Here is a 14,300-nt window from a genome sequence, read left to right on the forward strand (position 1 = left end):
TGCTAGAATCGCCCGCTTATCCGGGCTCAGTACTCATGCCCGCGCTATAAAAGGAACGTCGTAAGCCATGGGCGAATTAGCCAAAGAAATCTCTCCGATTAATATCGAAGAAGAACTCAAGCAGTCTTATCTCGACTACGCCATGAGCGTGATTGTCGGGCGCGCGCTGCCGGATGTGCGCGATGGCCTCAAGCCGGTACACCGTCGTGTGCTCTTCGCTATGAGCGAGCTTAAAAACGACTGGAACAAATCCTATAAAAAGTCAGCGCGTGTCGTTGGCGATGTAATTGGTAAATATCACCCGCACGGGGATACCGCGGTCTACGACACCATTGTGCGTATGGCCCAGCCGTTCTCTATGCGCTACACCCTGGTGGATGGCCAGGGTAACTTCGGTTCTATTGATGGCGATAGCCCGGCCGCCATGCGTTATACAGAAATTCGCATGGATAAGTTGGCCCACGAGCTGCTGTCCGATCTCGATAAAGAAACCGTCAACTTTGTCGACAACTACGATGGTTCCGAGCAAATGCCAGAGGTGTTGCCCTCTCGCGTGCCGAACCTGCTGGTCAATGGCTCCTCTGGTATTGCGGTGGGCATGGCCACGAATATCCCCCCACACAACTTGGGTGAGGTTGTCAGTGCCTGTCTGGCACTGATTGGCAATCCCGAGCTGTCCGTCGACGACCTGATGGAATATATACCCGGGCCTGATTTCCCCACGGGTGCAACCATTAATGGCCGAGCCGGTATCCTGATGGCCTACCGGACCGGCCGCGGGCGTATTTATGTCCGCGCCAAGGCCGATGTGATTCGCGATGACAAGACCAATCGCGAAACCATCATAATCACCGAGATTCCCTTCCAGTTGAACAAGGCGCGTTTGATTGAGCGCATTGCTGAGCTTGTGAAAGAGAAGAAGATCGAGGGTATCTCTGAACTGCGCGACGAGTCCGATAAAGACGGTCTGCGCGTGGTGATCGAATTGAAGCGCGGTGAGCTGGGTGATGTGGTTCTGAATAACCTCTACTCCCAGACTCAGCTGGAAAGCGTATTCGGTATCAATATGGTCGCTCTGGTCGACGGCCAGCCGAAGGTACTGAACCTGAAGGAGCTGCTCGAGCACTTCGTGCGTCATCGCCAGGAAGTGGTTACCCGTCGTACGGTTTACCTGTTGCGCAAGGCGCGTGAGCGCGGCCATATCCTGGAAGGCCTGGCTATCGCCATTGCCAATATTGACCCGGTCATTGAGTTGATCAAATCCTCCTCGACTCCAGCGGATGCCCGCGAGGCGCTGTTGGCCAAAGGTTGGCCGGTGGGCAATGTACAGCAGTTCCTGGAGCGCGCCGGCGCCGATGCCTGTCGTCCGGATGACCTGCCGAGTGAGTTCGGTTTGCGCGATGACGCTTACTATCTGTCCCCGGCCCAGGCTCAGGCCATTCTCGAGTTGCGCCTGCATCGCCTCACCGGTATGGAGCACGATAAGTTATTGGCGGAATACCAGGATCGACTGGAGCAGATCGCAGAATACCTGCATATCCTTGGCAGCTTCGAGCGTCTAATGGAAGTCATCCGCGAAGAACTGGAGCAACTGTCAAAAGACTTTGGCGATGAGCGTCGCACGGATATCGTTGCGTCCCGCCAGGATCTTACTGTGGAAGACCTGATCACCCCGGAGGATAAAGTAGTAACCATCTCTCACGGGGGTTACGCGAAGAGCCAGCCGCTCACCGATTACCAGGCCCAGCGCCGCGGTGGTATGGGCAAATCCGCCACCCAGGTGAAGGACGAGGATTTTGTCGAGCACCTGCTGATCGCCAACTCCCACGACACTATTTTGTGTTTCTCCAACAAGGGCAAGGTGTACTGGCTTAAAGTGTACGAAGTCCCCACCGCCGGCCGAGCTTCTCGTGGGCGCCCGGTGGTTAATATGTTGCCGCTGGAAGAGGGTGAGCGCATCAGCAGCCTGATGCCGGTTTCCGAGTACGATGAGAAGCACTTTATTTTCTTTGCTACTGCCAGTGGCACGGTGAAGAAGACCCCGCTCACCGCCTTTGCCCGTCCGCGCAGCGTAGGGTTGCGCGCCATCGAGTTGGAAGAGGGAGATCGCCTTGTTGCCACGGCAGTGACTGATGGCGAGCGCGATGTATTGCTGCTCACCAGTGCCGGTAAGGCCGCACGCTTCTCTGAGGCGAATGTGCGCTCCATGGGGCGTGTCTCTCGGGGTGTGCGCGGTATCCGCATGCAGGAAGGCCAGGAAGTGATCGCTATGGTGATCCCGGAAGAGGGCGGTTCTGTCATGATGGCGACCGAAAACGGCTTTGGTAAGCGCACCGCTATTAGTGAGTTCCCCACTAAGGGACGCGGTACTCAGGGTGTTATTGCGATTGCCGAGAGCGAGCGCAATGGTGCCCTGGTTGGCGCCTGCCAGGTGCACCCCGGTGAGGAGATGATGTTGATCTCCGGCCAGGGCACTCTGGTGCGCACCCGTGTCGATGAGGTTTCCGTTCTGGGCCGCAATACCCAGGGGGTGCGTGTCATTCGTCTTAAGAGTGGTGAGAAACTCGTGGGACTTGGGCGCATCGAAGAGACCGAGGATGAGGGTGAAGATAACGGTGGGGAGGAGTGATCCACCCCTCGGTATCATTAAGAAAGGCTGCGATTATCGCGGCCTTTCTTGCCTCTGGCGCCCTAAAAAAAGCCTGAAAGCGTGATGCTTATCTCTCTGAAGGGCGGTTTGTGCGTCGGCACATCTAGTTGAATTTGAAACCATTTTGAGTTTGTGGAAATCAGATCATGAGGAAATATAACTTTTGCGCCGGCCCCGCCGCTCTGCCGGAACCGGTTTTACGGCAGGCACAACAGGAACTGCTGGATTGGCGCGGGTTGGGCTGCTCGGTAATGGAGGTGAGTCACCGCTCGCCGGAATTTGTCGAGGTGGCGGAGCGCGCTGAGCAGGACTTACGTGACCTGCTGACGGTGCCAGATAATTATAAAGTGCTGTTTCTACAGGGCGGGGCCACGGGGCAATTCAGCGCGGTGCCCTGGAACTTACTGGGTGCGGACTCTAAGAGAGCCGACTTTATTCACTCTGGGCAATGGGCAGCCAAAGCGATTAAAGAAGCGAGGCGCTATGGCGAGGTCAACGTGGTGGCGTCTAGTGAGGATCGCAACTTTAGCTACGTACCGGCCAGGGGTAGCTGGCAGCAGTCTGAAGGGGCGGCCTACCTTCACTACACTCCCAACGAAACTATTGGCGGTATTGAATTCGACTATGTTCCAGAGGTGGATTGTCCTCTGGTTGCGGATATGTCCTCGAATATACTCTCCAGCCCTATCGATGTAGAAAAATTTGGTGTGATCTATGCCGGCGCACAAAAAAATATAGGGCCTTCGGGGATTGCCATCGCCCTTGTGCGCGAGGACCTGCTGGATAGGGCCATGGGCAATATACCCCGAAGCCTCAGCTGGAAAGTGGCGGCGGATGCGGGCTCTATGGATAACACACCGCCGACCTTCGCCTGGTATCTTTCCGGGCTGGTTTTTCAATGGCTAAAGGCTCAGGGCGGGGTCGAGGCCATGGCTGAGCAGGCTATGAAAAAATCCACTCTGCTCTACGAGTTTCTCGATGCCAGTGATTTCTATTCCAGTCCAGTAGAGAAGTCGAGCCGCTCGCGTATGAATGCTCCCTTTGTTTTGGCGGATGATCGTCTCGACAAGCAGTTTCTATCAGAGGCGGAGAAGGCTGGACTTCTCAGTCTAAAAGGGCATCGCTCCGTCGGGGGTATGCGTGCTTCGTTATACAACGCAGTCCCTTATGAGGCGGTAGAGGCCCTGGTGGCCTTTATGGCGGACTTTGAAGCCCGCCGAGGCTAGAGATCAGGCAATTATCAAATATCAGGAAAAGTAGAAAAGCGGATGAAAGAGGAAACCGTGAGTGGCGATCAGCGCCTGCTGGAGCTGCGCAATCGCATCGACAATATTGACTCCGAGATTGCCCGACTGATCAGCGAGCGGGCCAGCTGCGCGATGGAGGTGGCTGAGGTAAAAAAGGCAACCGGAGAGGATGCGCTCTACTATCGACCCGAGCGCGAGGCGCAGGTGTTGCGCCAGGCTATGGAGCGAAATACAGGCCCCTTGACCGATGAGGAAATGGCGCGGTTATTTCGCGAGATTATGTCCGCCTGCCTCGCTTTAGAGGAGCCCGTCAAGGTGGCTTATCTCGGACCGGAAGGGACCTTTACCCAGCAGGCGGCGCTGAAGCACTTTGGCAATTCGGCCCAAAGCCGTCCACTTGCGGCGATCGATGAGGTTTTCCGTGAAGTTGAGGCGGGGGCGGTGAACTATGGCGTTGTGCCCGTGGAGAACTCCACAGAAGGTGTGATCAACCACACCTTGGACAATTTTATGAACTCCAACCTCAGTATTTGTGGTGAGGTTGAGCTGCGTATTCATCACCACCTGATGATTTCCGACGTGACCCGCCCGGAATCGATCACCCGTATCTACTCCCATGCACAGAGCCTGGCCCAATGCCGCAAGTGGTTGGATGCGCACTACCCCAATGTAGAGCGGGTTGCCGTGTCCAGCAATGCAGATGCCGCTAGGCGTGTCAAAGGGGAGTGGAATGCCGCGGCAATTGCCGGCGATATGGCGGCGGAGCTCTATGGTTTGAAAGTGCTGTCAGAGAAGATTGAAGATCGCCCTGATAATTCTACCCGCTTCCTGATTATCGGCACTCAGCGGGTTCCCGCCAGCGGGGATGATAAAACTTCCTTAATGGTTTCAATGCGCAATGCGCCAGGAGCGCTGCACGATATGCTGGAGCCGTTCCGTCGCTACGGTATCGATCTCACCAGAGTGGAGACGCGCCCCTCTCAATCAGGTAACTGGACCTATGTATTTTTTGTCGATCTCAAAGGACATTGCGATACGGCGGATATTGCCGAAGCGTTAAAAGAGGTTGGTGCCTGCGCCTCTGACCTCAAGGTGCTCGGCTCCTACCCGCGCGGTGTGCTGTGATGGGGCAGGTTGGCCGGCTGCTGGTGATTGGAGTCGGTCTTATTGGCGGCAGCTTTGCGCTCGCGCTCAAAGCTGCGGGTGCCTGTCGTGAGGTGATTGGCGTCACGCCGCAGAGAGAAGCTGGCGAACAGGCAAAGACACTTGGGGTTGTCGATCGCGCTTACACCCACCTTCCGGAGGCGCTCGGCTTGTTACAGCCTGGAGACCTGGTTTTTGTTGCGGTGCCGACACTCGCGGTGGAGTCGGTGTTTGCCCAGTTGAAGGACTATTTGCCCGCTGGTGTTACGGTGACTGACGGCGCCAGTGTCAAGGGCAGTGTGCGGTCGGCAGCGGAGAAAGTGTGGGGAGAGATGCCCAGCTTCCTGGTGCCGGGGCATCCTATTGCCGGCTCCGAGAGGAGTGGTGTGAGTGCTGCTCGGGATGATCTGTATCGCGATCACCGCATTATCCTCACGCCAGCACCCGATACTGGCGCCGACCACCTGCGCCGGGTGGTGCAGGCATGGCAGGCGGCTGGAGCTGAGGTACTGGAGATGTCTGTGGAGGAACACGATGAAGTGCTGGCCGCAACTAGTCACCTTCCGCATGTCATTGCTTTCAGTCTCGTGGATACACTGGCTCACGATGCCGAGAATGAAAATATTTTCCGCTATGCCGCCGGAGGTTTTCGCGATTTTACCCGTATCGCCTCCAGTGACCCGGTGATGTGGCGGGATATTATGCTGGCCAATCGGGAAGCCATCTTAAAAGCTATCGATCTATACAGTCTTAACCTCTCCTCCCTGCGCAGCGCCATTGCCTCCGGTGATAGCGCCGCGCTGATGGGGGTATTTACCCGTGCCAAAGCGGCGCGGGATCACTTTACAAAAATGTTGGCGAAACAAGCGTACTCAGAAACTATGCAGGCACAAGAAGTTACATTTATCGCGCAGCCGGGCGGTACCGTTAGTGGCAAACTCCGCGTTCCCGGAGACAAATCCATGTCGCATCGCTCAATTATGCTGGGCTCCCTCGCAGAAGGTGTGACTGAGGTGCAGGGGTTTCTAGAGGGGGAGGATGCTCTCGCTACCCTGCAGGCTTTCCGCGATATGGGGGTGGTGATTGAGGGACCACACGATGGCCGGGTGACAATACACGGAGTCGGCCTGCATGGCTTGAAGGCGCCACCGGGGCCTCTTTATCTGGGTAACTCGGGGACTTCTATGCGCTTGCTGGCGGGCCTGCTTGCCGGGCAGGGTTTCGATGTGAGCCTGACCGGTGATGAGTCTCTCTCCAAGCGCCCCATGAACCGAGTTGCCAACCCGTTGCGTGAGATGGGGGCGATTATCGAAACTGGCCCGGAGGGGCGCCCACCGCTCTTGGTTAAAAGCGCTGGTCAACTTAGTGGTATCCAGTATCAGCTGCCAATGGCCAGCGCCCAGGTGAAATCTGCAGTACTACTTGCTGGCCTGTATGCCCAGGGGGAGACCTCCACAGTGGAACCGGCGCCAACTCGGGACCATACTGAGCGCATGCTGCAGGGGTTTGGGTATTCCGTTGAGAGGGATGGTGCCCGAGCGACCGTGTGTGGCGGTGGGGAGCTAAAAGCTGCTCGAATTGATGTGCCGGCGGATATTTCTTCCGCAGCTTTCTTTATGGTGGCTGCCGCTATTTCTCCGGGGTCGGATGTGACTCTGGAGCATGTGGGTATCAACCCCACTCGTGATGGCGTCATACATATCCTGCGCGCTATGGGTGGTGATATAGAGCTTCAGAATACGCGTACGGTGGGTGGTGAGCCTGTAGCGGATATTCGTGTTCGCTATGCGCCGTTAAGAGGGATTCTTATACCCGAAGCTCAGGTGCCCCTGGCAATCGATGAGTTTCCCGCTCTGTTTATCGCTGCCGCTTGTGCTCAGGGAGAGACAGTCTTGACTGGTGCCGAGGAATTGCGGGTAAAGGAGAGCGATCGCATTCAGGCGATGGCCGATGGCTTGTCTGTCCTGGGGGTGAGTGCCAACCCCACCAAGGATGGGATTGTGATCGCCGGCACCTCAGGGGGGCCGGTATTTACTGGGGGCACTGTCGACAGCCTTGGGGATCACCGTATCGCCATGGCGTTTGCGGTGGCATCATTGCGTGCAAGGGATACAATTCGCATCCTGCACTGCGCCAATGTGGCGACCTCATTTCCCAACTTTGCCGAGCTGGCGGTAGGCTCAGGCCTGAAGCTACAACAGCTGTGATCTGAAGTGTCGGTTACGGGGTAGAGTTTAGGGTTGCGCGGCTTAAGAAGAAGTAGAGTTGTAAAAAGAATATGAATGACACAAACAGGCTGCCCCCGGTAGTCACAATCGATGGCCCCAGCGGCTCGGGAAAAGGGACTATTGCAAAGCTGTTGGCGGATAGGCTCGGTTTCACCCTGCTTGATTCGGGGGCGCTCTATCGGGCTGCCGCACTGGCCGCCCTACAAAAAGAGGTGGACCTTGCCGATGAGGCCGTATTAACCCAGGTTGCCAAAGACCTGGATGTGCGCTTTTTGGTGAGTGACGGTCGCCTTCAGGTTCTACTGGAGGGGCGCGATATTACGAATGAAATTCGTATGGAACGGGTGAGCATGGCGGCCTCTACGGTGGCCGCTATCCCCGGGGTGCGAGCGGCGCTACTGCAGCGCCAGCGAGATTTTCGCCTGGAGCCGGGATTGGTAGCGGATGGCCGCGATATGGGCACCACAGTGTTTCCGGATGCGCCGGTCAAGGTGTACTTAACCGCTACCGCAGAAGAGCGCGCCAGAAGGCGCGAGGCGCAGTTGCGGGAGAAGGGGGTTTCTGTTAGCCTCCGCGACCTGCTGGACGACATCCGTGCCCGAGATGCACAGGATATGAACCGAAAAGCTTCACCCCTAGCTCCCGCTGAGGATGCGGTAGAGCTCGATAGCACCGGAGTGGGTATCGAAGAAGTCCTCCGGAGAGTGTTGGCATTGGTACAGGAGCGGACTTCTTCCTGAGCCACGGTTATCAACAGTAGATAGTTTTTAACGACAGCGGCCGGGTTTTGCCAGAATTGCCCGGCCGCTGTTGTAATCCGACCCGCGTTCTGGCAGCGCGGTTGGGGTCACGGCTGGCGGTTGACTAAACTCAAGAGTTACCAACGGCTGGACCCAGCACTATAGGTATTGTAATGAGCGAGAGCTTTGCTGATCTATTTGAAGAGAGCCTAAAAAGCGTTGAAATGGCACCGGGCGCTATTGTCACTGGTGTTGTAATCGACGTAGATAAGGACTGGGTAACCGTTCACGCGGGCCTCAAGTCTGAAGGCGTTATCCCTGCTGCACAGTTCGCCAACGACAGAGGCGAAGTTGATTTGCAGGTGGGCGACGAAGTACAGGTTGCCCTGGAAGCTGTTGAAGACGGTTTCGGTGAAACCCGTCTGTCCCGTGAAAAAGCCAAGCGCGCTGAAGCCTGGAAAATCCTCGACGCTGCCCACGCGGCTGACGAAGTGGTTAAAGGCGTTATCAGCGGCAAGGTCAAGGGTGGCTTTACTGTCGACGTTGCCAACATCCGCGCATTCCTGCCCGGCTCTCTGGTCGATGTTCGTCCGGTTCGCGATACCGCGCACCTGGAAGGTAAAGAGCTCGAATTCAAGGTTATCAAGCTGGATGCCAAGCGTAACAACGTCGTGGTTTCCCGTCGCGCCGTAATGGAAGCTGCGACTTCCGAAGAGCGTGAAGCGCTGCTGGAAAGCCTGCAGGAAGGCATGAGCATTAAGGGTATCGTTAAGAACCTGACCGACTACGGTGCTTTCGTAGATCTGGGTGGTATCGACGGCCTGCTGCACATCACCGATATGGCTTGGAAGCGCATCAAGCATCCGAGCGAGATTGTAAACGTTGGCGACGAGATCGAAGTTAAAGTACTGAAGTTCGACCGCGAGCGCAGCCGTGTATCCCTGGGCCTCAAGCAATTGGGCGAGGATCCTTGGGTATCCATCAAGCAGCGTTACCCAGAGAACAGCCGCGTGAAGGCGGTTGTTACCAACCTGACCGACTACGGCTGCTTTGCCGAGCTGGAAGAAGGTGTGGAAGGTCTGGTACACGTTTCCGAAATGGATTGGACCAACAAGAACATCCACCCGTCCAAAGTTGTCCAGGTGGGCGACGAGGTAGAGGTGATGATCCTGGATATCGACGAAGAGCGTCGTCGTATCTCCCTGGGTATCAAGCAGTGTCAGGAAAATCCGTGGGATGCCTTCGCGCGTAAATTCGCTAAGGGCGACAAGATCTCCGGTAAGATCAAGTCCATCACTGACTTCGGTATCTTCATCGGTCTCGACGGCAGCATCGATGGCCTGGTGCACCTGTCCGACATCTCCTGGAATGAAGCTGGCGAAGAAGCTGTTCGCAAGTTCAAGAAAGGCGACGAGATCGAGACTGTTATCCTGGGTATTGATTCCGAGCGCGAGCGCATCTCTCTGGGCGTGAAGCAGCTGGAGTCCGATCCGTTCTCCGACTACGTATCCACCAGCGATCGCGGCAGCATCGTAAATGGTATTGTGAAGGAAGTGGATGCGAAGCAGGCGGTAATCACCCTGGCAGGTGAAGTTGAAGGCATACTGCGTGCTTCAGAGATCAGCCGCGATAAGGTTGAAGATGCTCGCAACATCCTAAAAGAAGGCGAAGACGTAGAAGCTAAGATCACTAGCGTGGATCGTAAGAATCGCGTGATCAGCCTGTCTATCAAAGCCAAAGACCAGGATGACGAGAAGCAAGCCATCAAGGATCACAGCAAGAAGCAGTCTGACCAAGTTCAGCCCGCTACTATCGGTGACCTGATCAAGGCGCAGATGAACAACAAAGACTAATCGTCTTTAAGTGTTCACCACCCCAAATACTGTATTTGGGGTGACTCGAAAGCCGGACTGGGGTTGCCCAGTCCGGCTTTCTATTAGATGATTGGCGCTCTAGTCCAGAATAATCAATGACTTACAAAGGTTGCGGAGCGCATGACCAAATCCGAACTGATCGAAAGGATTGCGTTGAGGTTGGATCAGCTGCCAGTTAAGGATGTCGAGCTGGCGGTGAAGGTGATGTTGGATACTATGTCTGATTCCCTGGCGCAGGGAGAGCGTATTGAGATACGCGGTTTTGGTAGCTTTTCTTTGCACTATCGTGCACCGCGTACCGGGCGCAATCCCAAGACGGGAGATGCCGTAGCGCTGGCGGGTAAATATGTACCTCATTTCAAGCCCGGAAAGGAATTGCGCGACAGAGTGAATCGCAGCATGCACGATATGGCCGGGATCGAAGTATGATGCACCTCTGATGCTGCCGAAATTAGGGCGGCTTTCTGATGGTTGTATAGCCTGTCTGAATACCCTTGTGGCTGCTAGATAGAGCCAACTTTAGTGGAACGCGGAGGTTCCCTTGTCATTTCTGCGCTGGCTGATGCACTTTATGTTCGGCCTTTTGGCCCTAGCCTGTGTCGCTCTCGGCATTTATTTTGCTGTGGAAAATTCCCAGATAATTTCGCCGGTTGTTGCCGGTTACGCCTTGCAGTCTGGTAGTGTCGGCGTTTGGCTTGTCTGCGTGTTGTTGCTGGGTATTTTGCTCGGCTTCCTCGCTAGCCTTTTACCCATTTTTTCCCAGCGTCGTCGTGTGCGGGGTTTGAGCAGGCAGCTCAAGAAGGTCGAGCGTGAGCTTCAAGCCGCCCACCGCAAGGCATCCGGAGACTGACTTGCTGGATCTCGCCTATTTCTTCTTCCTGTTGACGGCCGTTGCTATTGGCTGGGTGTTGGGCCGTGGTAGCTCCAGGAAAAAGCCTGATTTTAGTGAGCAGGAACAGTCCTTGGCTCGTTCCTATGCGCAGGGTCTCAACTATCTGCTGAGCGAGCATCACGATGATACGATTGAGAAGTTTATCGATTCCCTTGAAGTGAGCCCGGTCACTTTTGATACGCACTTGGCACTGGGAAACCTGTTGCGCAGGCGCGGTGAGTACGATCAGGCAATCCGAGTCCATCAAAACCTACTGGCTCGTCCGAGCCTCTCAAGGCAAAGTCAGCACAAGGCCCAGTTTGAGCTGGCCTGTGATTATATAGCGGCCGGCTGGCTGGATAGGGCTGAACGTCTTTTGCAGGAGTTGGTGGAAACTTCGCAGGAGTTGCGCGCTACCAGTCTTGAGCACCTGATAGAGGTCTACCGCGATGAGCGGGAATGGGCCAAAGCTATTCATGCGGTCAATCTTTTGCACGGCCGTAGATTTAAGCGCCTATCGGCGGATTGGGCACCTATACAAGCACACTTTTGCTGTGAGTTGGCTGAGGAGGCTATTGCCTCCAAAGACTACTTAAGTGCGCGCAAGCATCTCGATGCGGCTTTGGGGTATGATCGCAGCTCGGTCAGAGCCTCTCTGCTGTGGGCGCGTCTCGAGTATTTGCTCGGTAAAAAGCGGGATGCAATTAAGGTTTTGCAGCGAATTCCCAAGCAAAGTCCCGACTATATTCCTGAGACTTTAGAGTTGTTAATTACCTGTTACGTCGAGCTCGATGACGGAGCGGGGTTGGATGGCTACCTTGAGTCGCTTCTCAAGGAGTATCCCTCTAACAGTGTACTGATCGCTTTAACTCGCAGGATCCAAGAGCAGGACAGTGAAGCTGCGGCAGCGGCTTTTATGGGTAAGCAGTTGGCCCTGCGTCCCTCTTTGCGTGGGCTTGGGCGGTTTTTGGATTTGTATATTGGCACTGCTCAGGGGAGGTCGAGGGAAAATCTCTCCCTTTTGAAGACGCTGATTGATCAATTGATTGCCAGTCGTCCGCATTATCGCTGCAGCAATTGCGGCTTTTCTGGTAATCAATTGCACTGGCTGTGCCCCAGTTGCAAGCACTGGGATTCTGTCCGTTCAGTCAAAGGGATCGAAGGTGAATAGGTGCCCCTCTTAGGGTATGTCCTTACCTGGGCCCGCTTTGTAATCTAACTCAATGAGGTATTTCTTTGCAGTCTCAAGTTTCCTCTCCAATCGTTGTGGCGCTGGACTATGACAGTGCCGATGCCGCCCTCGCTATGGCCAGCCAGCTCGACCCCTCTCTTTGTCGGGTAAAGGTCGGTAAGGAATTGTTCACTATTGCGGGGCCAGACTTGGTCAGCACTCTGGTGGATCGCGGTTTTCAGGTTTTTTTGGATCTTAAGTTCCACGATATCCCCAATACTGTCGCCGCGGCGGTAAAGGCGGCTGCGCGATTGGGTGTCTGGATGGTCAATGTACATGCCGGTGGTGGAGAGCGCATGATGCGAGCGGCAGCAGAGGCTTTAGCTGAATTTGGTGAACGAAAGCCGCTACTTATAGGTGTGACAGTGCTAACCAGCACTACCCCGGAGGAGTTGGCTGCAGCAGGAGTGGCAACGCCCTTGGGAGAGCATGTGCTGGATCTGGCGGTTAAGGCTCGCTCCTGTGGTCTTGATGGTGTCGTTTGTTCCGCGCGAGAGGCCAAATCGCTAAAAGCTGCCTGCGGTTCGGATTTTAAGCTGGTAACCCCGGGGATTCGCCCGAGGGGCAGCGATACGGGAGACCAGCGACGTACTCTGACACCCTCCGAGGCTCTGAGCCAAGGAGCGGACTATTTGGTGATCGGCCGGCCAATTACGGCTGCGGATAACCCTCTGGTAGCGTTGCAGGATATATTGTCTGAAATTACAGGAAAATAAGGTTTGTTTGCCTAGGTCGGGTGTTATGTAGTGTAATAAGCGTTTGCAGCAGTCTTACGCGACCTATTGGTATCATGGCTCGGCTTGGGGAGGTAGAAGCAGTCCCAATGTGAAACTAGAACACTTTCACTGGGAGTCGATCATGATAAAAACTCATGCACTATTTGCTGCGTTACTGGTAGTTGCGCTTTCACTTTTCTCTTCATCTGCAGTATATGCCAATGAGGGTGAGTTAATAGGCGCGGAACAAGTTGAATTTGAGGTCAATGTTAACAGTGCATCTGTGACTGAGTTGGCCGATAAACTTGTTGGAGTCGGTGAGACAAAGGCGCAGTTGATCATAGAGTATCGGGAGAAGCATGGCCCCTTTACGTCGCTCGATCAGTTACTCAATGTTAAAGGGATTGGCACGGCAACACTTGACAAGAATCGCGAGAGGATTCGTTTATAGCACCCGCATTTGGTGCAGTTTGGCGGCGAGTAAGCCGCCTTCCTTGCTCCCTAGCTTGTCGAGAATTACCCGGTCTATCGGCCAGCCTTTCAGGGCCGCTGCCGCCTTTACTCCCTTCAATGCTGCAAAAATTGGTGTCTGCGCTTATTTCGTTTGTGGTTTTAGCGCTTAGTGTGGCGTCAATATAAGGTTTTGAGGGAAAAAGGTTTGATTGGTCAAATTTCAGGGTGGCTGCTCCCTTTGCTATTGGGAGGCGGGCTTAGTTATTGCATGACGTCAGTCCTGCTATCGCGTATGCAAAATTTGGCTTTGGATATTCCCAACCACCGCTCAATGCATAGCGCCCCGGTTCCACGCACGGGGGGATGGGCATTGTTGGCAGGTTGCGGGTTAGGCTTGGCGGTAGGTCCAATTTCCCTTCCGATGCTTGTCTATGTGTCTTTCTTCCTCCTCCTTGCCGTGTCGGCTCTGGATGACATTCGGCATGTCACTGCTCCGTTGCGTTTCGCGGCTCAATTGACCGCGGCTACATGGATTGTTCTCGCGCTACCCGCAGGGGTGGATTGGTGGTGGCTTCCTCCACTTGTTTTATTGGGTGGGTGGGTGATCAATCTGTACAACTTTATGGATGGCATGGATGGTTTGGCTGGGTGCATGACGGCAGTCGGCTTTTTGTCCCTCGGTGCTGCCTGTCTTCTGGGGGGCGACTGGGAGCTTGCCGGTGTGTGTGCCTTGTTTGTGCTTTGCGCGGTGATCTTCCTGCACTTCAACTGGCCTCCCGCAAGTATATTTATGGGCGATGCGGGATCGACGGGCATTGGCTTAGCAGTCTTTACCCTAAGCCTGTTTGGCTGGCAGAGAGGCGCTTTTGAATTGTGGTTCCCGGTTATTATATTTAGTCCGTTTTGGCTGGATGCCAGCTATACGCTATTTCGGCGTATGATCGAAGGGCAGCGTTGGTGGGAGGCTCATCGGGAGCACTTTTATCAGCGTTCCGCTATGCGTTTAGGGGTGAAAAAGACCCTACACCTACAGCTGACTCTTATGGTTGCCGCATCTGCCGTAGCGTTCGCTTTTATTGGTTTGGCGGCTGCCTGAAGAAGTATCAGGGGCTGGTTGGTTTCTTTTTTGGGGTGCTCATGTGATAGG

Annotated in this window: 12 protein-coding genes; all 12 read left to right on the plus strand. The window is 55.0% G+C overall.

What is annotated here, in order from left to right; all coding sequences use genetic code 11:
• Positions 1 to 67: 67 nt before the first annotated feature.
• Entirely contained in the window at positions 68 to 2,629 is a 2,562-nt protein-coding gene (gyrA, locus tag ACCI51_RS16855; protein ID WP_371844614.1) for a DNA gyrase subunit A, read from the plus strand.
• 167 nt (positions 2,630 to 2,796) lie between these two features.
• Positions 2,797 to 3,876 carry a 3-phosphoserine/phosphohydroxythreonine transaminase gene (gene serC, locus ACCI51_RS16860; RefSeq protein ID WP_371844616.1) on the plus strand — a complete coding sequence of 360 codons (1,080 nt, stop codon included), beginning with the start codon at positions 2,797 to 2,799 and terminating at the stop codon, positions 3,874 to 3,876.
• A 42-nt stretch (positions 3,877 to 3,918) separates the two neighbouring features.
• Positions 3,919 to 5,022 (plus strand): prephenate dehydratase, encoded by a 1,104-nt coding sequence (pheA, locus tag ACCI51_RS16865; protein WP_371844617.1) that lies wholly within the window; start codon positions 3,919 to 3,921, stop codon positions 5,020 to 5,022.
• Entirely contained in the window at positions 5,022 to 7,247 is a 2,226-nt protein-coding gene (locus ACCI51_RS16870) for a bifunctional prephenate dehydrogenase/3-phosphoshikimate 1-carboxyvinyltransferase (protein ID WP_371844619.1), read from the plus strand. The genes pheA and ACCI51_RS16870 overlap by 1 nt, the downstream gene beginning before the upstream one ends.
• 71 nt (positions 7,248 to 7,318) lie before the next feature.
• On the plus strand, positions 7,319 to 8,008 hold the full coding sequence (cmk, locus tag ACCI51_RS16875; protein WP_371844620.1) for a (d)CMP kinase: 690 nt from the start codon (positions 7,319 to 7,321) through the stop codon (positions 8,006 to 8,008).
• 173 nt (positions 8,009 to 8,181) lie between these two features.
• Entirely contained in the window at positions 8,182 to 9,861 is a 1,680-nt protein-coding gene (gene rpsA, locus ACCI51_RS16880; protein ID WP_371844621.1) for a 30S ribosomal protein S1, read from the plus strand.
• A 141-nt stretch (positions 9,862 to 10,002) separates the two neighbouring features.
• Positions 10,003 to 10,311 carry an integration host factor subunit beta gene (gene ihfB, locus ACCI51_RS16885; RefSeq protein WP_371844622.1) on the plus strand — a complete coding sequence of 103 codons (309 nt, stop codon included), beginning with the start codon at positions 10,003 to 10,005 and terminating at the stop codon, positions 10,309 to 10,311.
• Positions 10,312 to 10,423: 112 nt separating this feature from the next.
• A complete protein-coding gene (locus ACCI51_RS16890) occupies positions 10,424 to 10,732 on the plus strand; it encodes a lipopolysaccharide assembly protein LapA domain-containing protein (protein ID WP_371844623.1) in 309 nt (102 codons plus the stop codon).
• Entirely contained in the window at positions 10,692 to 11,924 is a 1,233-nt protein-coding gene (gene lapB, locus ACCI51_RS16895; RefSeq protein WP_371844624.1) for a lipopolysaccharide assembly protein LapB, read from the plus strand. The genes ACCI51_RS16890 and lapB overlap by 41 nt, the downstream gene beginning before the upstream one ends.
• A 65-nt stretch (positions 11,925 to 11,989) precedes the next feature.
• Entirely contained in the window at positions 11,990 to 12,700 is a 711-nt protein-coding gene (gene pyrF, locus ACCI51_RS16900; protein ID WP_371844625.1) for an orotidine-5'-phosphate decarboxylase, read from the plus strand.
• 142 nt (positions 12,701 to 12,842) lie between these two features.
• Positions 12,843 to 13,151, plus strand: coding sequence for a ComEA family DNA-binding protein (locus tag ACCI51_RS16905; RefSeq protein ID WP_371844627.1), 309 nt, complete (start codon positions 12,843 to 12,845; stop codon positions 13,149 to 13,151).
• 270 nt (positions 13,152 to 13,421) lie between these two features.
• Positions 13,422 to 14,249 (plus strand): MraY family glycosyltransferase, encoded by an 828-nt coding sequence (locus ACCI51_RS16910; protein WP_371844628.1) that lies wholly within the window; start codon positions 13,422 to 13,424, stop codon positions 14,247 to 14,249.
• Positions 14,250 to 14,300: the final 51 nt, after the last annotated feature.

The sequence above is a fragment of the Microbulbifer echini genome, assembly GCF_041447225.1.
Taxonomy (GTDB): Bacteria; Pseudomonadota; Gammaproteobacteria; order Pseudomonadales; family Cellvibrionaceae; genus Microbulbifer; species Microbulbifer echini.

Excerpts from the sequence above, each read along its gene's own strand:
- ACCI51_RS16910 (WP_371844628.1), top strand. The coding sequence starts at position 13,422 with ATGACGTCAGTCCTGCTATCGCGTATGCAAAATTTGGCTTTGGATATT.
- gyrA (WP_371844614.1), top strand. The coding sequence starts at position 68 with ATGGGCGAATTAGCCAAAGAAATCTCTCCGATTAATATCGAAGAAGAA.
- ACCI51_RS16905 (WP_371844627.1), top strand. The coding sequence starts at position 12,843 with ATGATAAAAACTCATGCACTATTTGCTGCGTTACTGGTAGTTGCGCTT.
- rpsA (WP_371844621.1), top strand. The coding sequence starts at position 8,182 with ATGAGCGAGAGCTTTGCTGATCTATTTGAAGAGAGCCTAAAAAGCGTT.
- cmk (WP_371844620.1), top strand. The coding sequence starts at position 7,319 with ATGAATGACACAAACAGGCTGCCCCCGGTAGTCACAATCGATGGCCCC.
- pheA (WP_371844617.1), top strand. The coding sequence starts at position 3,919 with ATGAAAGAGGAAACCGTGAGTGGCGATCAGCGCCTGCTGGAGCTGCGC.
- ACCI51_RS16870 (WP_371844619.1), top strand. The coding sequence starts at position 5,022 with ATGGGGCAGGTTGGCCGGCTGCTGGTGATTGGAGTCGGTCTTATTGGC.
- serC (WP_371844616.1), top strand. The coding sequence starts at position 2,797 with ATGAGGAAATATAACTTTTGCGCCGGCCCCGCCGCTCTGCCGGAACCG.
- ihfB (WP_371844622.1), top strand. The coding sequence starts at position 10,003 with ATGACCAAATCCGAACTGATCGAAAGGATTGCGTTGAGGTTGGATCAG.